This window comes from Flavobacterium sp. CBA20B-1, assembly GCF_028473145.1.
Classification (GTDB): domain Bacteria; phylum Bacteroidota; class Bacteroidia; order Flavobacteriales; family Flavobacteriaceae; genus Flavobacterium.
Window position 1 is genome coordinate 2,877,918 of the sequence record NZ_CP092370.1, and the last position, 23,020, is coordinate 2,900,937.

Annotated in this window: 25 protein-coding genes; 15 read left to right on the top strand and 10 right to left on the bottom strand. The window is 33.5% G+C overall.

Features of this window, described 5'->3' with window-relative positions:
- The first annotated feature begins 2 nt into the window (after positions 1 to 2).
- On the top strand, positions 3 to 593 hold the full coding sequence (locus MG290_RS13990; protein WP_264561842.1) for a non-canonical purine NTP diphosphatase: 591 nt from the start codon (positions 3 to 5) through the stop codon (positions 591 to 593).
- On the opposite strand, the gene MG290_RS13995 is transcribed toward MG290_RS13990, so the two are convergent.
- Complete coding sequence (locus tag MG290_RS13995; protein ID WP_264561843.1) at positions 574 to 1,209, bottom strand: hypothetical protein; 636 nt, start codon at positions 1,207 to 1,209, stop codon at positions 574 to 576. The two genes, MG290_RS13990 and MG290_RS13995, sit on opposite strands and share 20 nt — an antisense overlap.
- A 153-nt stretch (positions 1,210 to 1,362) precedes the next feature.
- Here MG290_RS13995 and MG290_RS14000 point away from each other — a divergent pair, with 153 nt between their 5' ends.
- Together MG290_RS14000 and MG290_RS14005 are read left to right on the top strand one after the other, a co-directional pair.
- Positions 1,363 to 3,177 (top strand): DEAD/DEAH box helicase, encoded by a 1,815-nt coding sequence (locus MG290_RS14000; protein WP_264561844.1) that lies wholly within the window; start codon positions 1,363 to 1,365, stop codon positions 3,175 to 3,177.
- Between the two features lie 78 nt (positions 3,178 to 3,255).
- A complete protein-coding gene (locus tag MG290_RS14005; RefSeq protein ID WP_257499280.1) occupies positions 3,256 to 3,972 on the top strand; it encodes a carboxypeptidase-like regulatory domain-containing protein in 717 nt (238 codons plus the stop codon).
- A 129-nt stretch (positions 3,973 to 4,101) separates the two neighbouring features.
- On the opposite strand, the gene rluF is transcribed toward MG290_RS14005, so the two are convergent.
- The 6 genes from rluF to MG290_RS14035 are packed head-to-tail and all read right to left on the bottom strand — an operon-like array spanning position 4,102 to position 8,545.
- On the bottom strand, positions 4,102 to 4,956 hold the full coding sequence (gene rluF, locus MG290_RS14010) for a 23S rRNA pseudouridine(2604) synthase RluF (RefSeq protein WP_264561845.1): 855 nt from the start codon (positions 4,954 to 4,956) through the stop codon (positions 4,102 to 4,104).
- 9 nt (positions 4,957 to 4,965) lie between these two features.
- The gene (locus tag MG290_RS14015) at positions 4,966 to 5,826 is read right to left on the bottom strand and encodes an alpha/beta fold hydrolase (protein WP_257499432.1); all 861 of its coding nucleotides are present in this window, start codon (positions 5,824 to 5,826) and stop codon (positions 4,966 to 4,968) included.
- 34 nt (positions 5,827 to 5,860) lie between these two features.
- On the bottom strand, positions 5,861 to 6,640 hold the full coding sequence (locus tag MG290_RS14020; RefSeq protein ID WP_264561846.1) for a zinc ribbon domain-containing protein: 780 nt from the start codon (positions 6,638 to 6,640) through the stop codon (positions 5,861 to 5,863).
- A gap of 2 nt (positions 6,641 to 6,642) precedes the next feature.
- On the bottom strand, positions 6,643 to 7,737 hold the full coding sequence (locus tag MG290_RS14025; protein WP_264561847.1) for a Nif3-like dinuclear metal center hexameric protein: 1,095 nt from the start codon (positions 7,735 to 7,737) through the stop codon (positions 6,643 to 6,645).
- Between the two features lie 4 nt (positions 7,738 to 7,741).
- Positions 7,742 to 8,050, bottom strand: a complete 309-nt coding sequence (locus tag MG290_RS14030) for a hypothetical protein (RefSeq protein WP_264561848.1) — start codon at positions 8,048 to 8,050, stop codon at positions 7,742 to 7,744.
- An 18-nt stretch (positions 8,051 to 8,068) separates the two neighbouring features.
- On the bottom strand, positions 8,069 to 8,545 hold the full coding sequence (locus MG290_RS14035) for a DUF6932 family protein (RefSeq protein ID WP_264561849.1): 477 nt from the start codon (positions 8,543 to 8,545) through the stop codon (positions 8,069 to 8,071).
- Positions 8,546 to 8,725: 180 nt separating this feature from the next.
- On the opposite strand from MG290_RS14035, the gene MG290_RS14040 reads away from it, so the two are divergent.
- The 5 genes from MG290_RS14040 (at position 8,726) to MG290_RS14060 (ending at position 14,639) form a co-directional block, all read left to right on the top strand.
- Positions 8,726 to 9,238 carry a PH domain-containing protein gene (locus tag MG290_RS14040; RefSeq protein WP_264561850.1) on the top strand — a complete coding sequence of 171 codons (513 nt, stop codon included), beginning with the start codon at positions 8,726 to 8,728 and terminating at the stop codon, positions 9,236 to 9,238.
- A complete protein-coding gene (gene lpxK, locus MG290_RS14045; protein ID WP_264561851.1) occupies positions 9,235 to 10,239 on the top strand; it encodes a tetraacyldisaccharide 4'-kinase in 1,005 nt (334 codons plus the stop codon). The genes MG290_RS14040 and lpxK overlap by 4 nt, the downstream gene beginning before the upstream one ends.
- A 64-nt stretch (positions 10,240 to 10,303) precedes the next feature.
- Positions 10,304 to 11,797 (top strand): gliding motility-associated C-terminal domain-containing protein, encoded by a 1,494-nt coding sequence (locus MG290_RS14050; protein ID WP_264561852.1) that lies wholly within the window; start codon positions 10,304 to 10,306, stop codon positions 11,795 to 11,797.
- A 393-nt stretch (positions 11,798 to 12,190) separates the two neighbouring features.
- Positions 12,191 to 14,263 carry a gliding motility-associated C-terminal domain-containing protein gene (locus MG290_RS14055; RefSeq protein WP_264561853.1) on the top strand — a complete coding sequence of 691 codons (2,073 nt, stop codon included), beginning with the start codon at positions 12,191 to 12,193 and terminating at the stop codon, positions 14,261 to 14,263.
- 127 nt (positions 14,264 to 14,390) lie between these two features.
- The gene (locus MG290_RS14060; protein WP_264561854.1) at positions 14,391 to 14,639 is read left to right on the top strand and encodes a hypothetical protein; all 249 of its coding nucleotides are present in this window, start codon (positions 14,391 to 14,393) and stop codon (positions 14,637 to 14,639) included.
- Between the two features lie 387 nt (positions 14,640 to 15,026).
- On the opposite strand, the gene MG290_RS14065 is transcribed toward MG290_RS14060, so the two are convergent.
- Positions 15,027 to 16,535 carry a PspC domain-containing protein gene (locus tag MG290_RS14065; protein WP_264561855.1) on the bottom strand — a complete coding sequence of 503 codons (1,509 nt, stop codon included), beginning with the start codon at positions 16,533 to 16,535 and terminating at the stop codon, positions 15,027 to 15,029.
- Positions 16,528 to 16,866, bottom strand: coding sequence for a PadR family transcriptional regulator (locus MG290_RS14070; protein ID WP_257499423.1), 339 nt, complete (start codon positions 16,864 to 16,866; stop codon positions 16,528 to 16,530). Before MG290_RS14070 ends, MG290_RS14065 begins: the two co-directional genes overlap by 8 nt.
- Positions 16,867 to 17,151: 285 nt before the next feature.
- On the opposite strand from MG290_RS14070, the gene MG290_RS14075 reads away from it, so the two are divergent.
- From MG290_RS14075 to MG290_RS14100, 6 genes are all read left to right on the top strand, one after another.
- Positions 17,152 to 17,604 carry a DUF4442 domain-containing protein gene (locus tag MG290_RS14075; RefSeq protein ID WP_264561856.1) on the top strand — a complete coding sequence of 151 codons (453 nt, stop codon included), beginning with the start codon at positions 17,152 to 17,154 and terminating at the stop codon, positions 17,602 to 17,604.
- A gap of 2 nt (positions 17,605 to 17,606) precedes the next feature.
- Positions 17,607 to 18,515 (top strand): TIGR01777 family oxidoreductase, encoded by a 909-nt coding sequence (locus tag MG290_RS14080; RefSeq protein WP_264561857.1) that lies wholly within the window; start codon positions 17,607 to 17,609, stop codon positions 18,513 to 18,515.
- Between the two features lie 217 nt (positions 18,516 to 18,732).
- Entirely contained in the window at positions 18,733 to 19,119 is a 387-nt protein-coding gene (locus tag MG290_RS14085; RefSeq protein ID WP_264561858.1) for a helix-turn-helix domain-containing protein, read from the top strand.
- Positions 19,120 to 19,204: 85 nt separating this feature from the next.
- Positions 19,205 to 19,960, top strand: a complete 756-nt coding sequence (locus MG290_RS14090) for an SDR family oxidoreductase (protein ID WP_264561859.1) — start codon at positions 19,205 to 19,207, stop codon at positions 19,958 to 19,960.
- A 66-nt stretch (positions 19,961 to 20,026) separates the two neighbouring features.
- The gene (locus MG290_RS14095; RefSeq protein WP_264561860.1) at positions 20,027 to 20,380 is read left to right on the top strand and encodes a DoxX family protein; all 354 of its coding nucleotides are present in this window, start codon (positions 20,027 to 20,029) and stop codon (positions 20,378 to 20,380) included.
- 1 nt (position 20,381) lies between these two features.
- Complete coding sequence (locus MG290_RS14100; protein ID WP_264561861.1) at positions 20,382 to 20,813, top strand: nuclear transport factor 2 family protein; 432 nt, start codon at positions 20,382 to 20,384, stop codon at positions 20,811 to 20,813.
- A gap of 128 nt (positions 20,814 to 20,941) precedes the next feature.
- Here MG290_RS14100 and rsmG read toward each other — a convergent pair whose 3' ends face one another.
- Positions 20,942 to 21,571 (bottom strand): 16S rRNA (guanine(527)-N(7))-methyltransferase RsmG, encoded by a 630-nt coding sequence (gene rsmG / locus MG290_RS14105; RefSeq protein ID WP_264561862.1) that lies wholly within the window; start codon positions 21,569 to 21,571, stop codon positions 20,942 to 20,944.
- Between the two features lie 129 nt (positions 21,572 to 21,700).
- On the opposite strand from rsmG, the gene MG290_RS14110 reads away from it, so the two are divergent.
- A complete protein-coding gene (locus MG290_RS14110; protein ID WP_264561863.1) occupies positions 21,701 to 22,954 on the top strand; it encodes a T9SS type A sorting domain-containing protein in 1,254 nt (417 codons plus the stop codon).
- Positions 22,955 to 23,020: the final 66 nt, after the last annotated feature.

A 23,020-nucleotide genomic window follows, 5' to 3' on the forward strand; every position in this document is an offset into this window, starting at 1 on the left:
GTATGAAAATCATATTTGCATCTAACAATAAAAACAAAGTACAAGAAATTCAAAATCAGTTACCAAAATCTATTCAAATTGTAACATTAGAAGAGATTGGCTGCACCGAAGATATTGCCGAAACCGGCACAACGTTAGAAGAAAACGCTATTCTTAAAGCCAATTACATCACCGAAAAATACGGATTGCCTTGTTTTGCCGATGATACCGGTTTAGAAATTGATGCTTTAAATGGTGAACCGGGCGTTTATTCGGCTCGATATGCCGGCGAAGATAAAAATGCCGACAAAAACATGGATTTGGTTTTACAAAAGCTAAATACTTTAACAAACCGAAAAGCGCAGTTTAAAACGGTTATTGCTTTAAACATTAATAATGAACAACATTTGTTCACTGGAATTGTAGAAGGCAAAATTAGAAATGAAAAAACAGGAACTAACGGTTTTGGATACGATCCTATTTTTGAACCTGAAAATCTGGGTAAAACTTTTGCCGAAATCACTATTGATGAAAAAAATAAATTAAGCCATAGAGGAAGAGCTGTTGAACAATTGATTCAGTTTTTGAATAATTTTAAAAAAAACGACCTATAACCTTAAACCTTTTAGGAGCCAAATATACTTTAATTTTAGTATTGGTAAATTTAATATCTTTTAATTCCATCATTTCATATCCTTTATGAGTGATAATTAATGATATGTTATCATAGATTCCATATTCGTACTGGAGAGTAAATTTTTTATTTTTTTTGATTATTTGACTATCGATCAACTTTCCATCTGAATATATATTTAAATCGTAGTCAGAAATTTTTCGCCATCCAAAAGTCCCCTTAATATAAACGAAACCGGAGACTTCAATAGAATCAGTCCGTATAAGAGATTGCTTAATTTCAAAACTGCCTAATTTTGATTTGTATTGTGCATTTATTTCGTTTGAAAAAAGTGATGAAAATATAAATAATGATGATAATGTAATGTTTCTAATTTTCTTTGATTTTAAAAGTTGATTTGAATCTGCTATCACACAGAGATTATTATTATTTGAATTTTTTAGGGTCTTAATTTCATCTGTTGATAAATCTCTAATATCATGAACATTTGTTTTGCAATTTTCGCAAAATCTTACTTTGTCATTTAAACTAATATTCATTTCATCAATATTAATTTTGCAAGGTTTTGGAATAATGAATCTGATATCTTTTTTCATTGATAGTAAGTTTGTAATATTGTGATTAATCTAACTAAAGATAAATAAATTATTAACATTAACTATAAAAATTACAAAATAAATAATTTAACCTATCATTAATACAAATATCTGCATAAAAAACACTACCTTTGCAGCTATTTTAAAAATTATATGAATAAATTCCAAGAATTAGGATTAAACGAATTGCTATTAAAAGCAATTCAAGACTTAGGTTTTGAAAACCCTTCAGAGGTTCAGGAAAAAGCTATTCCCTTATTGTTGCAACAAGATACTGATATCGTTGCACTGGCGCAAACGGGTACTGGGAAAACAGCTGCTTTCGGTTTTCCTCTGATTCAAAAAATTGATCCAGAGAACAGAAGCACACAGGCATTGATCCTATCGCCTACCAGAGAATTGTGTTTACAAATCACCAACGAAATTAAGCAATATTCAAAATATGTAAAGGGTTTACATACTGTTGCTGTTTATGGTGGAGCCAGCATTACAGAGCAGGCAAAAGAAGTGAAGCGTGGTGCACAAATTATTGTGGCAACACCAGGTCGTATGCAGGATATGATTAACAGAAACTATGTTAACATTAAAAATATCCAAACGTGTATATTAGATGAAGCAGATGAAATGTTGAACATGGGATTCTATGAAGACATTACATCAATCTTATCGGATACGCCAGACGAGAAAAATACTTGGCTTTTCTCTGCAACCATGCCACAAGAGGTTGCACGAATTGCTAAAGAATTTATGAAACGTCCGCAAGAAATTACGGTGGGGCATAAAAATCAAGGTTCGGTAAACGTATCGCACGAATATTATTTAGTGGGTGCACGTGATCGTTACCCGGTTTTAAAGCGTTTGGCAGATATGAACCCGGATATTTTTTCAGTGGTTTTCTGTAGAACAAAACGCGATACACAAGCAGTTGCAGAAAAGTTGATTGAAGACGGATACAACGCAGCAGCACTGCACGGCGATTTATCGCAAGCACAGCGCGATGGCGTGATGAAAGCTTTCCGTGGCCGCCAAATTCAAATGTTGGTCGCTACCGATGTAGCCGCTCGCGGAATTGATGTGGACGATATTACACACGTTATCAACTACCAATTACCCGACGAAATTGAAACCTATAACCACCGCTCAGGCCGTACAGGTCGTGCTGGGAAAACAGGTACATCAATCGTTATCGTAACCAAATCTGAATACAAAAAAATTCAGATGATTGAACGAATTATTAAAACAAAGTTTGTTCAAAAACCAATTCCAACCGGTATGGAAATTTGCGAAGTACAGTTAATTCACTTAGCAAATAAAGTTAAAGGAGTTGAAGTTGATCCGGAAATTGATAAATATCTTCCAAAAATCGAAGAATTATTAGGCGATTTAACGAAAGAAGAATTAATCAAAAAAATGTTTTCTGTAGAATTTAATCGTTTTATCGAATATTACAAAAAACAAAACACCATCGATTCTCCAAAATCTCGTGAAAAAGGTGAAGCCAAAGTAAATGCAGATGGTTCTGTACGTTATTTCTTAAACCTTGGTGCGCGCGATAATTTTGATTGGATGAGTTTGAAAGATTTCTTACGCGATACTTTAGATTTAGGCAGAGATGATTTGTTTAAAGTAGATGTGAAAGAAGGATTTTCATTCTTTAACACCGATGCTTCACACAGCGAACGCATTATGGGTATATTAAACAATATGCACCACGAAGGTCGTCAGGTAAATGTTGAAATTTCTACAAGTGGTGGTGGTTCTTCTTCATCACGAAGAGATCATAACGGACGTGGTAAAAGTGGTGGTTTCCGTGGCGAACGAGGTGGCGGTTTCCGTGGCGATCGTTCCTCATCAGAAAGAAGATCGAGTGGTGGTGAGCGTCGATTTGGTCGTAATCGGGAAGACGATAGACCGGCTCGCAATGAACGAAGATCGGTTCGTGGTGATCGACCGCGTAGATCAAACTAAGATTTGTTGTTAATATTTACAAAATAAATAACACAAACTGCGAAATATCTTTTATTTTTGGTGCATACTAAAAACAATATGAGATATTTCGCAGTTTTATTTTTTCTACTTTTATCAATTACAATTGTTGCACAAGAAAAAAACATTCAAGGAATCGTTTTTAGCGAACTTAGCTATCAACCAGAATCCCACGCAAGCATTGTAAACCTAAACTCTTTAAAAGTAGCCCAAACCAATCCCGACGGCAGTTTTTCTATATTAGCTCAAGTGAACGATACATTGCATGTTTCATCAGAAGGATTTCGCTCGCTGAAAATAAAAGTTACGAATGATTGGTACAAAGAGGGTAAAATGAATATTTACATTAAAGATCTTTCTACTGTGTTGGATGAGGTGGTGATCAATACGCTGAAACTAACCGGAATTTTAGCTGTAGATGCCAAGCTGATCGCATTAGCTGATTATCCGTACTATCGTGATTTTGGTCCCACTGGCTTTGCAGCCAACTACAACCGGGGGTTAAATCCTATTAACGGAATTTACAATGCTATTAAACGAAATTCTAGCGAAACCAAGAAAATCAATCAAATTCGCAAAGAAGTGGAATTGATTGAATTAATGAAAAAGAAATACGATCGCGAAATGGTTTCTGCTTTATTGAATATTTCTAAGGAAGATATCGTAAAGGTTTTGCAACGTTGTAATCAATCGGAACGCTTTATTTATACTGCAAACGACTATCAAATATTTAATGCCGTAAACGAGTGTTATGAAAATTATAAATTAGGGAAGTAAATTCTTTTAAGAATAAAAATTAGTTTTTTATAAAATGCATTTAAAAGAGCATACCTCCGTTCATTAAGATTTAATAAGGTAAATGCTTACAATAATCTATAAAAAATCCGAGCATTTGCTCGGATTTTTTTATTTTCTATTCCCTCTGCGTTCGTTTCTTAAGGGGCGCTGCTCGGTAAATTTCTTTTTAAAATCTTTACGGTCTTTGGTTGGCGCTGGGTTTTTATTAACCAATGGTTTATTGGGTTTTGGTAAACTTCCCTCTTCGGTTTTAGTACTTTCGCTAATTAATCGGTTGAGTTCGTTCATTTCTGTTTTTGAAATTTTACGGTATTTCCCAACGGGAATATCTAACGAAATATTCATAATACGGATACGCTTCAATGCCACTACTTCATAATCAAAATATTCGCACATTCTACGGATTTGTCGGTTTAAACCTTGCGTTAAGAAAATTCGGAATGTAGTGCTGCTTATTTTTTCAATGCGACATTCTTTGGTAACGGTATCTAAAATGGGTACACCGGCACCCATTCTGCTAATGAAACGATCGGTGATTGTTTTGTTTACCGTTACAATATATTCTTTTTCGTGGTTGTTTCGGGCACGCAGAATTTTGTTTACAATATCGCCATCGTTGGTCATGATGATCAATCCTTCTGAATCTTTATCCAATCTTCCAACAGGGAAAATACGTTCGGGATAATTCACAAAGTCAACAATATTTCCCTTTACCGATTGGTTGGTAGTGCATTCAATACCCACAGGTTTGTTTACAGCTAAATAAATTTTAGGTTCTTCTTTCTCGTGAATCAATTTTCCGTTGACGCGCACTTCATCTGTTGGCAACACTTTTGTTCCCAATTCCGGAATTTTTCCGTTTATGGTTATTCTGCCTTGTTCCAATAATTTGTCGGCCTCACGACGCGAGCAATAGCCAACTTCCGACAAAAATTTATTAATACGAATTCCTTCTTGTTCCATAGCACAAAATTACGACTTAAACCGGTTGTTTTCTAAAAAATAAACAATTTGTTGGTTCACTGTATCGTCATACAAACTGTGTCCTAAATTGTGGGTAGTGTGTATGGGAATTTCGGGGTGCGTTTTTAAAATTTCCCTAGCATCGCTGTATGGCACCACTTTGTCTTCTTTATCATGAATGATACCAACAGGAATTTTAATCGATTTAATAAACGTGCTGCTGTTAAAATCGGTAGGGTCAATTGCAAATCGTTTGGTGAATTCTTTTAAAAAAGCATTGTATGATTGATTGCTTAGTGAGATTAACTTCTTGTAATTCTCGGTGATTCGCAAAAAGCGATTGGGTGCACCCAACGATACTATTTTTTTTACAAAATTGGGTTGATAGGTTGCCATATAATACAACATGGTCATTCCGCCTAAACTATGCCCTACTAAGAATTTGGGCTTAAAGTGATTGCTCACGGTATTTACAAACTGACTGTACAAAACAGCATTTAGTTCTTTACCATCGCTTAAACCCTGCCCCGGCGCATCTAATGCAATAATGTGGTAATTCAATTTTTTTAGATAGTGAATCACACCCTGCCAGCGATTGGCGTTGCTTTCCCAACCGTGAATCAGCAAAATGGTTTCCCGTTCGCCATACCACTCATAGGTTTGGATATGGTACTGCTCAAAAGTTAACTTTTTCATGGAACTTGATCCTAAAAAAGTGGGTAGCGATTTTAAAACACCATCTCGCGGCACTGAAAACAGGGTGTACGCAGTATTTGCTGCAAACTTTGCGTTTAAATAATGCAGTAAATTAATGTACACACCAAAACCTTTGGTGAGCAGTTTATATTTTAAATTGTTCCAAAAAGCCATAAAAAAAAGCCTCTTTTTTAATAGAGGCTTAAATTTATTTTATTTTTTTGATAATTGCATCAATTTTTTCTCTTTCTTCTGTTGCCAAAGCAGCATCAACCAAAATACGACCACTGTGCTCGTCGGTCATGATTTTTTTGCGAGCGGCGATTTCAACCTGAACTTGCGGCGGAATGGTGAAAAATGAACCTGCCGATGCGCCACGCTCTATCGAAACAACTGCCAAACGGTTTTTTACACTGTTTCTAATTCTTTTGTAAGCATTCAACAAACGGTCTTCGATTGCTGCTGCAAATTCTTCCGATTTTTCTAACAACGCTTTTTCTTCGCGCTCAGTTTCGGTTAAAATACCATTCAACTCGTTTTCTTTGTGCTTTAAATGTTCTTTCTTAAGTGCTAACTTATCAGAAGTTTGTTCAATGATGTTCTTTTTATGTTCGATATTGGCTTTAAACTCTTTGATGTGTTTTTCAGCCAATTCAATTTCCAATGTTTGGTATTCAATTTCTTTTGTTAAAGAGTTGAATTCACGATTGTTGCGAACATCTTTTTGTTGATCGGTATATTTTTTAATTGCAGCTTTGTGTGATTCAATTTCGTTTTTCTTAGCTTTAACTTGTTCTTCGATTGATTCCACTTCGTTGGTAAGCTTTTCCAAACGGGTTGTAAGCCCGGCAACTTCATCTTTTAGATCTTCTACTTCAAGAGGTAATTCGCCTCTCATGTTTTGAATTTCATCTATTCTAGAATCAATTAATTGTAAGTCGTACAACGCTCTTAATTTTTCTTCAACAGTTTCTGCTTTCTTTGCCATACTTATATGTAGTTAACCGGATTTGTTTTAATGTTGGATAAAATAATTGCAAAAGTAGTAATTTTTTTGGAAAGATAATCAAAAATATAATTTTTTACATAACGTTCACTTTCAAAATGTCCCACATCGGCTAATAAAATGCTGTTTTCTCCCTGAAAAAAATCGTGGTATTTTAAATCGGCGGTTATTAAAATATCTGCTTTTTGAGCTTTTGCAGCAGTAATTGCAAAGCTACCTGATCCACCCAAAACGGCTACTTTTTTTATTTTTTTATTTAAAAAGTTGGAATGACGAATGCCGCCCGTTTGTACTTTTTCTTTTACAAAATGCAAAAAATCAATTTCGGAAATCTCATGTTCTAATTCGCCAATCATTCCCAAGCCAATGTTTTGATGCTGGTTTTCTAATTTTGTAACCTCATAGGCGACTTCTTCGTACGGATGATTATCAAATAATGCTTTTAAAATCTTGTTTTGCAGGTGTTTCTCAAAAGTAACTTCCAATTTTGTTTCTTCTACTTCGGTATAAACATTTTGCGAACCAATTACGGGGTTGCTCTCGTTATTTCCTGTAAAAGATCCAATTCCTGTCGAAGTGAAACTACAATCGTAATAATTTCCAATGGCACCTGCACCCGCTTTGAACAACGCTTTTTGAACTTGGCGTGCATTTTCTCTTGGGACAAAAGTGGTGAGTTTATAGATAAAATCTTGTTTAGGAATCAAGATCTTTGTGTTAATCAACCCTAGAGCATCGCACAAAATTTTATTTACACCCATTTTGTGATTGTCCAAACTTGTATGAACAGCATAAATAGCAATATTGTTTTTAATGGCTTTTATAACGGCGCGTTCCACATAATTTTTGCCGGTGATTTTCTTCAATCCAGAAAAAAGGATTGGATGAAAACACACAATTAGGTTGCAATTTTTTTCAACAGCTTCGGTAACAACACTTTCCAAAGCGTCGTGACAAACCAAAATGCCTGTAATTGTGGCGCTAACATCGCCCACAAGCAAGCCTACATTGTCAAAATCTTCGGCATAAGCGGTAGGCGCCATTTCTTCTAAAATCGGAATAAGTTGTTGTATTTTCATTAAATTAATTCATTTCTAAAAAAACATCTTCAATTCTTTTTAGGTGGTCTTCTTTTTTAAATCTTCGATGGTTTTTAATTTCCTTTTGATAGAATTTTTCAATAAACATTTTAATCAAATACATAACGTCTGTTCTACTGTCTGTATTTGTTAAAAGCTCTTTAAATAAAAGGTTCGAAAGTTTTAGTTTCTGATTTTGATATTGTTTCAGCATCAAATCAGATGCAGAATCTTGATGTAATTCTATCATTTTATCAACCTTGTTAATTTCTTCAATAAGGTCAAGAATGTTGTATAATTTATTATCTTTCATCAGCCTGTTATTTGATGTTTAAAACTTGGTTTCCAAAAAACCTTTTGCCAATTTGTTACCTCGGATTCTTCTTGTTTTTGAAAAACGATCCGTCCAATAAGCTAAATCCGCTATATATCTGTATCTGTTTTTATGAGTTTCAGGGTATATTTCAATAATATAAGCATCTACACCATATATTCTTTCTGAATTTGGAAATATGAAATCATTTAATTCTTTATTTAAACGCTGAACAATTTCAAAATCTAAAAAGGTTACTAAATCAATATCTCCGGGGTTAGATTTTTTTGTAACAAACGAACCATTTATCCATTGGTGCAATTGCGGTAGTTTACAAACGCTTTTAAAATCATTGTTGTATTTCACAAAAGACTCAAAAATTTCTTGTCGTTTTGGTGTTGGAATGTTATGAACAAACTCTTTTTCAAATTCTTGAAAAGTACAAGTGATCTTTTTATCAGGCACCAATAATCCGGAATTGTTAAATAAAAACATTTTGTGATATTAAACAGATACAAACAAATGTACGAAAAATATCTAAGATAGTTCGGGTTTGCTGTCACGGATAGTTTGAAGATTTTTTGATATTAAATCAATAGATAAATAAGTTTCGTTTTTAATTATTTCTCAAAACATAAAAATAATCGTTAATTTCGTTTTGTTAAAATAAAAGAAATGTTTAAAGCTTCATTAGGTAAATCTGTAAAAATAATAACGTTCATTTTTGTAGGTCTTTTTTTACTAATTGGTATTGTTTTAATAGGACTTTTCATTGTGAGTTTATTTGAAGAACCGTTTGATAGAAAAGCTATTATGTTGCCGATAGTTACATTTGGACTTTTAGGAATACTATATTGGGTATATACATCACGAACAATAGGTTATGAAATTTCGAAGGAAGGCGTAAAAATAGTTAAAGGAAATGATTTTGAACTTATAAAAAAAGATACAATTTTAGAGGTTAAAGATATTGAATATAGTGATTTACGATTTTCTATAAGAACATTTGGCAATGGTGGTTTATTTGGATATTCAGGTTCGTTTCGAAATAAAAAATTTGATGATATGACTTGGTTTTTAACACGGAAAGATACATTAGTTATGATTGTCACAGAAAAGCAGAAATTTGTGTTATCACCAGATGATAGAGAATTATTTATTACGAAAGTTTCAGAGCTTATTCAATGAGAAATCTACGCAAAATATTAGTTCCGTTTTCGTTGATTTATGCAGCTGTAACCAGCTTGCGCAATTTTTTGTACGATAAAGGATTCAAAAAATCAACTGCTTTTAATTTACCTATTATTGCTGTAGGAAACTTGTCGGTGGGTGGAACGGGCAAAACCCCAATGATTGAATATTTAATTAGACTTTTGTCTGATAGATACAATTTAGCAGTTTTAAGTAGAGGTTACAAACGTAAAAGCAAAGGGTTTTATTTAGCAAATGATGCAACAACCATAGAAGAAATTGGTGATGAACCTTTTCAGTATCATTCAAAATTTAAAAACATAAATGTGGCTGTAAATGCAGATCGGGTAGCAGGTGTACAAACTATTTTAAAAGCTTTACCAAAAACCGATGTTGTTTTGTTAGATGATGCGTTTCAGCACCGAAAAATTAAAGCAGGTTTTTATATAATGTTGACTGCTTTTGACGATTTGTTTTACAACGATTTGGTTTTGCCTGCCGGAAATTTACGCGAATGTAAAAGTGGAGTGAAAAGAGCCGATATTGTGGTGGTTACAAAATGCCCCGAAGATTTATCGGAACAAAAAATACTTCAAATAAAAAAGAAAATAGACATTGATAACGATAAAATTTTCTTTTCAACGATTAGTTATCATCATTCCATTACAAATAATTTAGAGGAAATTGCGATTACCGATTTAAAAAACGATTTTATTGCCGTTGCCGGAATTGCAAAACCCGAGTATTTTTATGAGTTTTTGCAATGCAACACAAAAGACTGTTTAACCTTTCCCGATCACCACTTTTTTTCAAATCAAGATATAAACAATATCCTTCAAAAAGCAAACGGGCGAAAAATCATTACCACCGAAAAAGATTATATGCGTTTGCAAAATTTACTTCCCAAAAATCAATTGTTTTATTTGCCAATTGAAATGTGTTTATTGAAAAATAAAAAAACATTTCTAAATACAATAAAAAACGCATCTAATTTTTAGCAGAAATGTTGTTTTTTTTAAGATTTTTAATATTTTTGTGCGATTGTATAAAATAACCAACAATATGTTAAAAACATTTTTTCTCTTTGCGATAACGCTTCTCACTTCATCAATTTTTGCTCAAAAAGTATCATTTTATAAACAGTTTTACGGTAGTTACGATTACACGATGCTTGGTAATACAATGAACGTTCAAGCAAATGGTCAAGGTTTATGTGATATTTTGACCGCGTCTTCAGCAACACTCAATATTCCTGGAACTAAAGAAATAGAAGCAGCTTACTTATATTGGTCTGGAAACGGAAATCAAAAAGAAGCTGACTTAAATGTTAAATTAAATGGAGTTGATGTTGAATCTGAGCGCTTATACCTTTTAGTAGCAGATGCGGCTGCAGAGTTTGGTTATTTTTCTGCTTTTGCAGATGTTACTAATATTGTAAAACAATTTGGTGAAACAGAATATACGTTGTCTGAATTAGATTTAACTAAAAACATTCAAAAATATTGTGGTAGCAACTATGTTGGTTGGGCAATAGTTGTAGTTTACAAGGATGAAAATATTGAGAATAATCTGGTTGCAATCTATGACGGATTTGAAAATTTAGACATAGGTAATCCGCTTGTGAATATAGTTTTAGATGGTTTTAGAATTACCAACGCGGCCAACTCTAAGATTTCATTTTTAGCATGGGAAGGAGATGAAACATTGGCATATGGCGAACAGCTTTTGATTAATGATATAGTGGTTTCCAACGCCTTGAACCCAGCTAACAATGCCTTTAACTGTACAAACAGCTACTCAAACTCCACTCAGATGTGGAATATGGATTTAGACCAATACGACTTAAGTACTTATGTAGAAGTAGATGATACTGTTTTAGATATTAAAGTAACAACGGCTGCCGATGTGGTTTTCTTAAATACCATTGTGCTTTCGGTTTACAGCGTTTTTCCAGACGCCACCATAAAAGCGGTTGATTATCAAAACTATTGCCACACAAGAACGGTTGATATTGATTATATAGTTGGCAATTATAACGGAAACCATCCCTTAAAAGCACAAACTCCTGTTGCTTTTTATATAAATGATGAATTTGTTGGGAAAGCAACAACAAATGATGAAATAGCAATAGGAGCAGAAGCAAAATATACCACCACATTAAATATTCCAGCAAAATTTGGCTACCGTTTTGACATAACCATGAATATTGATGACGATGGCACCAAGAAAGGTGTTGTATATGAAATTGACGAAGAAAACAACAGTACCCAAATGCATGTGAACTTAGTGAAAGATTGCCCTATTCAAAAAGGTGTTTCTGCAAATTTTGATGGAAAAAACGATGGATTTGACCTTAGTATTTATGATCCAGATGAACTTAAAATATTCAATCGCTACGGAAAAGAAGTGTACAAACACGGAAAAGGATACACCAACCAATGGGTAGGTAAAGATGCAAATGGCAGAGAGTTGCCCTCAGGAACATATTTTTATGTTTTTAAAACGCCTTATGAAACCATTTCGGGATACATTTATTTGCTTAAAGAACTAAGATAATCAGTAAAATTCTTTTTTAGAATTAATGATAATATCATTTTTTGGTTGTAGCGATGTGAAAGACGATATTTTAGAAGACTATTAAAGCAAACTAAATTTTGAAGATTTAATGCGATTTTTGCTGTTAAAAGGCTTTTACCCGGTTGATGCATCTGTATAGTGACCATTAATTTTTAAAAATGGTTTTTGAAGAATTATCATTCATGAGATTTCAAAGCATCACAGCGTATCAATTGCTCTATAAATTAGTTCCTAAAAAAGTTACGTTAATTGATCAAAGCAGCGAAATGATTAAGTGCCTGTTCAGAACTTATAATGTTAAAGTTTTGGAGTGTGCATTTGATTAACTAATTGATAATGATTTTTTTGTATTTTTATTGAAACTACTTGGTTATGATAAAAATACTACAATTATTCGTATTATTATTTGGTTTTTTAACATATAGCCAAAGCCAATCCGTTAGTTTATTCAAGCAATATACCGGTCAGTATGATTTTTTCATGATGGGTAATACCATGAATAGTGCACCAAACGGAACCAATGCCCCATGTACTATTTTAACTCAATCTAGTGCCATGTTAAATTTAAACACCACGCAGGAAGTTCAGGCGGCATTCTTGTATTGGTCTGGTTCAGGTGATTTAAATCAAGCAGATTTAGACGTAAAATTAAATGGTACGCCCATTCGAGCTGAAAGAACATTTACAGCAAATGGACCTACAGGTTTGCCCTTTTTTAGTGCATTTGCAGATGTGTCTAGTTTGGTAAAAGCCACCGGCAATGTTCTTTACACACTATCCGATTTAGATTTAACAGCAATTATCGCACCTTATTGCCCCACCGGAAGTAATTACGCCGGATGGTCGATGGTGATTGTTTATGAAGACCCATTTTTGCCCAACAGAGTAGTGAGTATTTATGAGGGTTTTGAACTGGTTGACCATACCGGATCAAAAGTAGCAATTACCTTAAACGGATTAAATGTAACTAATTTAAACAATGCTAAGGTAGGTTTTTTGGCTTGGGAAGGTGATGAAAACTTGGCTGTAACAGAAGAACTGCGCATCAACAATCAAATTATTGGAAATCCACCGTTGAATCCTATAAACAATGCGTTTAATTGTACCAACACTTTTACAGGAGCAACTAATTTGTGGAACATGGATATTGATTATTACCAAATTGGCAATTATCTGTCTCTTGGAGATACTGAAATGACGGTAGAAATACAAACAGGGCAAGATTTGGTAATAATTAATAATATTCTAGTTGCTTTAAGCAGTTTGTTTGCTGATGCCACCATCACGATAGATGATGTAACTGTTTCATGTGATAACAGAGAAATACATGTTGAATACACGGTGTATAATAGCAATGGAACCGGTAAATTAGTTGCCAATGTGCCAATAAATTTCTATGCAAACAATGAGTTAGTAGGAAGCACTGCCACAAAAGCAATGATCCCCATAGGTGGCTCTGAAACTGGATCAATACTACTAACAATTCCTGAAACAATTCCCGAAAATTTCATTCTCTCTTCAAAAGTTGATGACGATGGTACTGTAAATGGCACGGTGGTAGAAGTAGATGAAACTAATAATTCGGCAAATAAAATCGTACAATTAATTGTTTCGCCACAAGCAAATAAGCCAACAGATATAATTCTTTGTGATTATGATGAGGATGGCTATGTTGTATTTAATCTTACACCAAAATTACAAGAAGTTACCAATAGTTCAAATGTTGCAATCACTTTGCATGAAAGTGAAAGCGATGCCCAAAATGGAATAAACCAACTAACAAATATTGCTTATTATGAGTTGAAAACATACAAGTCTAACACCATTTGGATGCGGGTGAAAGACCAAAGCAATGGTTGTAGTGCCTTTACATCGTTTAGGTTAACAGCACAGATGAAACCTTTTACCGAATTAAAAGACCCGTTGATGATTTGTAACTATAAAGACAATCCGCGGCAAGTAAATTTAGGTATTGCTTCTATTTTATTAAAACGGATGTTTGATTATGCCGATTTAGTGCAACTGCAGTTTTACGAGACAAAAAGTGATGCGGAGAACCAAATAAATGAAATAAATAACATTCAAAAATATGAACCGCCTAGATTCCCGTATATAGTATGGATTAAAGCAACAGGAACCAATAGATTGTTGTGTGATCACGTTATTCCAATCCAAGTGAATGATTGTGTGGTTCCTAAAGGTATATCTCCTAACGGCGATGGCTTGAACGATGGCTTTAATTTGGAAATTTTTAACTTAATCGATCTTAAAATTTACAATCGCTATGGTAATCTCGTTTATGAGCATGGTGTGGGTTATATAGATCAATGGAAAGGTCAGGATAGAAATAACAGAGAATTACCTTCTGGTACTTATTTTTACCTATTTAAAACTTCATTTGATACCTATTCAGGATGGGTCTATTTAATGAAAGAGCTTCCTTAAAAAAACAAAATGCAAGTTTCGCTTTTAAGGCGCATTTTTAAATAAATCAAAATCCCGTTACAAAAAACAAACACACATTGAGAAATAGGGCAGGTATATAGTAAACCAACGTAAATAAATTCAAAAGGTGATAAAAAACGAAATAGCTGGGAAAAAGGTTAAAGCATTGTATTATTATAATGGAAAAGGAAGTTATGAATTAAAACTATTAATAGAATTTGAAGACAACGTTTTTTTATTTTTCAATTCACTTCAATTTAAACTATTACATGGTAATGAAATATTTGCTCAATATAATTGGACATTGCATCCCGTAACTTTCGATTTTGCGATTACAAGCATTAAAGAAGAGGAGTTAACGACCTATTTCGTTTAATTTGAAAATAGAACAATTCTATATATTTATCAAAGAATTATTGATTTAGAAAATTGGTACCAAGATTTCAATATTGTCAATCAAATCTCTTCTGATTATAATGATGTTAAAGAACACATGGAAGAGGATTGGGTAGAAGAGGTGTAGGTATTCTATCAAAAATGTTGATGGCAAACAAAACTATGCCAAAATCATGATTACGCAGATGTAATTTTGTTCCAATTTACCGCTCAAAATTCGAAACTAACTTAAAAAATATATCAGAAAACATAAAAAAACGCTCTCCTTTTTGGGAAAGCGTTTATCTTTTTAAAACAAACTTTTGATGAGATCAATTAAAGTTTGACCGATTAATAATAATAAATAAAACATAAGCCTTAAAAGTTTTTAGTTTATAGTATTGTTTGTGTTCTCTAATTCGCCTTCTTTGTTAAACTTGTAGTAATTTCTACCTTTCTCAACACGCAAATTCCAAAAATAATGATCATCATTACCGTTGATTTTAAGTGGGTGATTCGGTGTAATATATAATTTGATACGCACTTTAGAATCTTCTGTAAAATCGTTCAATGTGGTCAAAATCGCATTTGAAAGCACTAAGGTATCACTTTTTATTGAATAATTATAATTTAATGTGTTACTAAATTTACTAGATTCAATTTCAATGTTGAATTTTCCTAGTTTTTTAAGGTTCAAATGTTTACTGTTAAAAATCTTTTCATCGATTTCTAAATACGAATTTCCTGTACTTGATTCTAAAACTTCAATGCGTACATCATCAACTTCGCTGTATTTGTAAGCACTAGTGATGGTGTCATTTATTGTAAAAATGCGTTCATCTTTCTGAAAAATTATATTTAAGGTATCGTTATCGCTCAACAATAAATCGGTTTTTGAAATTTTTTGTTCAAAATGATCTTCCAAAAGCGACTCAATTTTATCTTTCTGAATATCTAAATTTATCATCACGTATGAAAAAATAAAAATAGATACCAACCAAATAAATCCTAAAATAGCGGAAACCCAACCAATGTGTTTTAACTTACTGTTTAATAATTTAATACCTAACAATAACAAAACGATAAACGGTACGGCACTCATTATAAACAAGCTTAAGCCAATTCCCCAAAAAGGAATACCAATTTCGGCTTCGTTATAGCTTACAAATTCGTTGGCCAAGTTGATTTTGTCAGAGCTAAAAGCAATTGGTACAAAAAAACTGCCAAAAAGTCCCATTACGCTAATCACAATAAGAGCTATGCCCACAATGCGTCTTAAAACCGATGCTGCCGAACTTCCTGTAGCTCTTATTTTTTGATAAGAATTGTTCACACCATCTCGAAATTGTTTTTCAATATTCGATATATTCACAGGTTCGCCTTTCATTTCTAAAATATCGGCAACGGTAACTGCTTTTGGAATTATAACCCATAGAATCAAGTAAATTACACAGCTTAATCCATAAGCAAAAAACAACAAAATAAAAAGAATACGCACCCAAACCGGATCAATATTAAAGTAATGTCCTAATCCAGAACACACGCCACCTAAAATTCTTTTTTCCCCATCGCGGTAAATTTTTCTGTAGGTTTTAGAGGTTGTTTTGAAGTGATTGCTTCGGATAGGTTCGTCGTCTTCAATGATATAATCTTCGGGTTTGCCCATAATATCTATAATTTCATCTACGTTGTTCATACGAATCACGCCTGTTTTTGGATCGATACGCTCTGCAAAAAGCTCAGCAATTCTCGATTCTATATCCGAAATAATTTCTTCTTCACTTTCTTGTTGAATAGAATTTCTTACGGCGTTAATGTAGGTGTCTAACTTGTTATATGCATCTTCGTCGATATGAAAAACAAGTCCTGCTATGTTGATTGTTACGGTTTTATTCATGGCTGTTTGAGTTTGTTATAATGTGAACGGCATCGCTTAATTCTTTCCAGGTTATAGACAATTCTTTTAAAAAGTCGTTGCCCTGCTCGGTTAATCGGTAGTATTTTCTAGGCGGACCCGATGTGGATTCTTCCCACCGATAACTTAATAATTGATCGTTTTTTAAACGAGTAAGCAAAGGGTAAACGGTTCCCTCTACTACTAGCAATTTGGCATCTTTCAGTATCTCTAAAATCTCAGACGTGTAGCAGTCTTTGTCTTTCAATACCGATAGAATACAAAACTCTAGAATTCCTTTACGCATTTGCGCTTTTGTGTTTTCAATATTCATAGAACGTATTTGTTTTTAAAAGCAGTTGGCGGATGTTTCCAAATGGTGATCGAGTAAACTTAAATTCAAATTAATAAACCTTATGAGAAATGTGCTGCTTATTGTATTAGTATGGTTACATCCGCATGTGCTTTATTGTTTTTATTTCTTTGACATAACAAAGATATATATAAAAGCTTGTACTTTGTATTGCATAGTACTAATAATTAACAATTCTTTAACAAATATATTTCTGTGCTTTTGTTCAATATTTTTTTTGTAAATTAGCTAAAAAGCTAGCGAATTATGGATTTCAACACCAGGAACTTAAATCTTTATTTATTAAAAAATCTACCCTCGGCATATATATGTGGGGTGCGGGTTTATGCACTTACCGATGCATATTGCACCGTGCGGGTAAAACACAAATGGTTCAATCAAAACCCTTTTCGATCCATGTATTTTGCTGTTCAAAACATGGGAGCTGAACTCACAACGGGCGTTTTAGTAATGAAAGCCATTAAAGAAAGCAACAAAAAAGTATCGATGTTGGTGCTCAATCAAAAATCGCAATTCACTAAAAAAGCCACAGGTGTGATAACCTTTAAATGCGAAGAAGGGCTGCAAATTGCCGAAAAAGTGAATGAAGCACTGCAAAGCAAAGAAGGCATCTCGTTTTGGGTACGTTCGGAAGGATTTGACGAAAAAGGAGATAAAGTAGGAATTTATGATTTTGAATGGACATTAAAAGCAAAATAGTTATGAAGATTTTAGTTACGGGTGCCACCGGATTTATTGGAAGTGCATTGTGCCAATTCCTTTTAGAAAATAAGCATTCAGTGCATTATTTAACCACTTCTGAAGATAAAATAAACAACACTACTCCTAATTACACTGGTTTTGTTTGGAATCCTTCTAATAACGAAATCGATTTGGATTGTTTAAAAGAAGTAGATGCCATTGTAAACTTGGCAGGACATACGATAAATTGTGCATGGACAGAAGAAAACAAAAAAAAGATTCTCGACAGTAGAATCAATTGTTCCAATACACTTTTTAACGCATTGAAAGATAATCAACATCAAGTAAAATCTATTGTAAACGCATCGGCAATTGGTATTTATCAATCCAGTGAAACAATGGTTTATGATGAAAGTTCCACTGATTTTGGTACCGATTTTTTGGCTGATGTATGCAAGCAATGGGAAGCTGCAAATGCACGATTTGAAACCTTAGGAATACAATCAGCCATTACGCGTTTTGGTTTAATTCTATCAAAAGACAATGGGGTGTTGCGCGAATTGGCACGAGTGGTGTCATTGGGAATGGGCGCCAATTTAGGCAACGGCAAACAATGGATTAGCTGGGTACATTATCAAGAAGTAGTGCAAATTATTTACAAGTTATTAATGCAACAACAAGCTGGACTTTTCAATGTTGTAGCACCAAATGCGGTTCGCCAAGAACAATTTTTAACGCTTTTAGCAGCCGAACTAGATAAACCCTTGTGGTTGCCAAACATTCCAGAATTTGTCATTAAATTTGGTTTAGGCAAACGTTCTGCTTTGGTATTATCAAGCCAGCATGTACAGCCCAAAAACCTGCAAGAAAAAAACTATATATTTTCGTACCCTCATCTATCAGGTGCTCTGAAAGATTTGTATAAGTAATATTAAAATATGATTATTCAATCTCATAAAAAAACAATATAGAAATTGCCGAAGTAGTTTCAGACAAAATTCTTATTACAAACCCTGATGATGCTTTAAATTTAATTGGAAATTTGTATTATAAGGATTTCAATTGGTTATATTAAATCCGAAAAGTTCACCATAAATATTTTTTCATAAAATTGCAACTTTGTGTTATTTTTTTGATTTAGCGTAAATGGAACAAACAGAACAAACAGAACAAGACATATTAAAACGAAGCAAAGAAATTACTGAAAACTACTATCAGTTTTTGGACAATCATATTGCAGATGTGGTTTCGGGAAATGTTGATGAATTTATGGAAATCAACAAAATTGCAAGAGAGTTATTTCTGTCGCACAAACATTTGACAGACACTGTTCAAAAAGAAACAGGAAATCACCCTTGTTATTTTTACGACCTGAAAATTATTGAAGAAGCAAAAAAAATGCTTTCCGAAACCGATAAATCCGTTGCGGAAATCGCAAAAATATTGACTTACGACCCTTCCAACTTTTCAAAGTTCTTTAAAAAATTTGTGGGACAAACTCCTGGTCAATTTAGAAAAGAGAACAAAAGATAAAAGTTCCGAAAAGTTCACCACGATATAAATACTAAGTCTTGCCATCTTTGCAAAATCAATTATATAACATTTAAAATCAAATAAAATGGCAAGAAACGATTTAAAAGGAAAAGTAGTTTTAATAGCAGGCGGTGCAAAAAATTTAGGCGGTTTATTGAGTCGTGATTTTGCAAGTAAAGGAGCAAAAGTAGCAATTCATTACAACAGCGACAGCACAAAAGCAGATGCCGAAAAAACTTTGGCAGACATTACGAATGCTGGTGGTGAAGCATTTTTGTTTCAGGGAGATTTAACGGATGTAAAAAATATCACTAACCTTTTTGATGCAACAATCGAAAAATTTGGAGGTATAGATATCGCAATTAATACCGTTGGAAAAGTGCTGAAAAAACCATTTACCGATACCACAGAAGAAGAATACGACAGTATGAGCGACATTAACTCGAAAGTAGCATACTTTTTTATACAGGAAGCAGGAAAAAAACTGAACGATAACGGTAAAATCAACACAATTGTTACTTCATTATTGGCAGCGTTTACAGGCTATTATTCCACTTATGCGGGTGCAAAAGCTCCTGTAGAACATTTTACAAGAGCGGCTTCTAAAGAATTTGGTTCTCGTGGAATTTCCGTAACAGCAGTTGCTCCGGGACCAATGGATACACCTTTCTTTTACGGACAAGAAAGCGACGACGCAGTAGCTTACCACAAACAAGCATCTGATTTAGGTGGATTGACCGACATCAAAGACATTGCTCCATTGGTAGAATTTTTGGTAACTGACGGTTGGTGGATTACAGGACAAACCATTTTTGCAAACGGTGGTTATACAACGAGATAATTGAAAAATTATTATTTTTGAAAGGCAAATGACTTTGTTGTTTGCCTTTTTCTTTAAATCCTAAAAATGATGATACTAAAAATAATCAACTCCGTTTTAATTCTTTTTGCCGTATTTATGGGTACAAAACACGGCTGGAATATGCTTACTGCAAAACCCGAAATGTTGGAAATGTTCGGAAAATGGAATCTCAGTAAAAATGCAGTAATAATTAACGGAGCAGTAACATTGATAGCATCGGCTTTAATCTTGTTTCCTAAAACTTTTGTGTGGGGAAACTTCTTAATGGCAGCAGGAATATTGTTGATTATATGTTTGCAATTGTTGAATAAAGACCTAAAAGGTGTTGCAATAGAAATTCCCTTTTTATTGCTAAATTTGTTTATTATATATTTACAGCATCCTTTAAAAACGAATTAAAATGAAAAAAATAATCATTGTTTTATTTTCTTCACTTGCATTAACGGCTTGCGGACAGACACAAAAAGGCGATCAGATAAAAACTCAAAATTTAGAAAAAATGCAAAACGAAACCATATTAAAACCGATAAAAGCTTTGATTGAAGCAATGCAAACTGAAAATGCAGAACTTATCAGAGCACAATTTTCAAAAACCGCAACTCAAGCTTATGGCGCAGAAGGAACAATGAAAACAGCTGATGAAACTAGAAGGTGGATCGAAAGCGATATAATAAGCCGTCAAGGTAAAGTTGCAAATCCTCAATACACGGTAATTAATGAAAATCAAGCTGTGGTTAAAGGACAGTATTCTAGTGAAGGGTATACCAACAAAGCAGATTTTTTATTTACTGTTGAAGACGGATTGATAACTGCTTGGAGAATGAGGTATTAAGTGTTTTTAGATCTTATATTTTAAAAAGAAGATTCTACTTTTACATAAATTAATTCTTCTATAAAATACAAAAAGCCAATAGATATTGGCTTTTTGTATTTTACGTAAATCTAATATTTGTTGCTTTATTATGCCTTAAACTTCAACGGTAAATGCACCACCTTTTTAGTTTCGAAAAATTCATTGGTAAAAAAATCGCTTAAATTATATAAGGTTGCTTTTGGGAAATCTTTTAATTCTTCCGATAAATCGCCGCCTTTTAAATATAAAATTCCGTTTTCTAAATCGTGAACCGATTGTTTTTTGGTTTTCCCTTTAACCCACGTAACAAAATCGGGCATATTGGTAACGGCACGGCTCACAATAAAATCGAATTTATCGGTAACCAATTCGGCTCTTTTTTGTTCGGCTTTTAAATTTTGCAATTTTAAAGCAGTTGCCACTTCGTTAACCACTCTTATTTTCTTTGCAATCACGTCAATAGCATAAAAGTTGGTTTCCGGAAATAAAATAGCCAAAGGAATCGCTGGAAAACCACCACCTGTACCCACATCCATCACATCGGCATTTGGTTTAAATTCCATGATTTTTGCAATTCCCAATGAATGTAAAACATGTTTGGTGTACAATTCATCAATATCCTTTCTAGAAATTACGTTGATTTTTGCATTCCAATCTTGGTATAAATCATTTAACTTTTCTAATTGATTGATTTGTACCTCGCTTAAATGAGGAAATTGTGCTAAAATTTCTTCCATGACTAAAATTTTTAGCAAAAATACATTTTTAACAACAGGAAAAGAAGTATATTTAATTTTGAATGAATTTATTTTTTTTATAACCTATCGGTTACATAGATTTCATTCCTTTTTTAAAACTTGGGCAATATGAGAAAAACAATTACACTTCTTTTTTTATGTGTTTCGTTGTGCGGTTTTTCGCAAGAAACAATCAACGCAATGTTTTATAACGTGTTTAAATTTCCAAATTCGCTGCCGCAAAACCGCCAACTTATTTTGCGCGATATTTTAGATGAATACCAACCCGATTTGTTTATGATTTGCGAATTGGCAAATGAAAATGCAGCCAATTTAATTCTAAATACTTCGTTGAAAAATCAAGTTGATCCGTTTGCGCGCGCTGTTTTTGTGCCTGATCTTACAGATACGGCAGATCCTTTGCAAACAATGGTTTTTTATAATACAAGAAAACTTACTTTGGTTGGTCAGCAAACTTTGCTAACGGTTTATCGCGACATTAACCATTATTCATTTCAGGTAAATGTGGATCCTCAAAATCCGATCTATTTAGAAGTTTTTGTGGCACATTTAAAATCGAGCACCGGACCTGCAAACCGACAAATGCGTTATGACATGGTAGAAAAAGTTACGCAAGAATTACAAAATTTAACGCAACCTAACACCTATGTGCTTTTTGCGGGTGATTTTAATTTTTACAATGCCAACGAAATTGGCTACCAGAAAATTCTAGATCCCACAAATGCGATTAAATTGATCGATCCTATAAATGCACCGGGAAGTTGGCAAGACAACGCATCGTTTAGTTATTTGCACACGCAAAGTACTCGTTTGTCAAGTTCTGGTTTTGGTGGCGGTGCAAACGCCGGAGCTTCAGGAGGTTTAGACGACCGATTTGATTTCATCATGATGAGTGAAAATTTTAATACAAGTACTCGTTTTTCGTATGTGAACGGAACATATAAAGCTTATGGTAACAATGAAAATTGTTTAAACAAAAGCGTGAACGATCCTTCATGTTCTGGAACGTATTCTTTAACGTTGCGCAACAATTTGTATAATATGAGCGATCATTTGCCAGTGGTAATGCAATTTCAAATAAACGAACCATTAGCAACAACATCATTCAAAAAAGATAAAACTTTAATGTGGTTTGAATCAACGAATGTAACCGACGCTGATGTTTTGATAGGTGTTGATTCATCGCGTTTTAATAATCAAAACAACAAACTTTACATTTACAATACGTTGGGGCAATTGGTAAAAACGGTTTCGGTAAATAATCGGTCAAGTATTAGTATTTCAACCCAAAATCTATCAGGAGGGATGTATTTTGTAAAAGCAAACGGAAGTTCTACGGTGCTGAAATTCATCAAAAAATAAAAATTACGCTTAAAATAAAAATTATACGTTTGCAATGTTAAAAAAGCGCAAAGGTTGTTTTATATT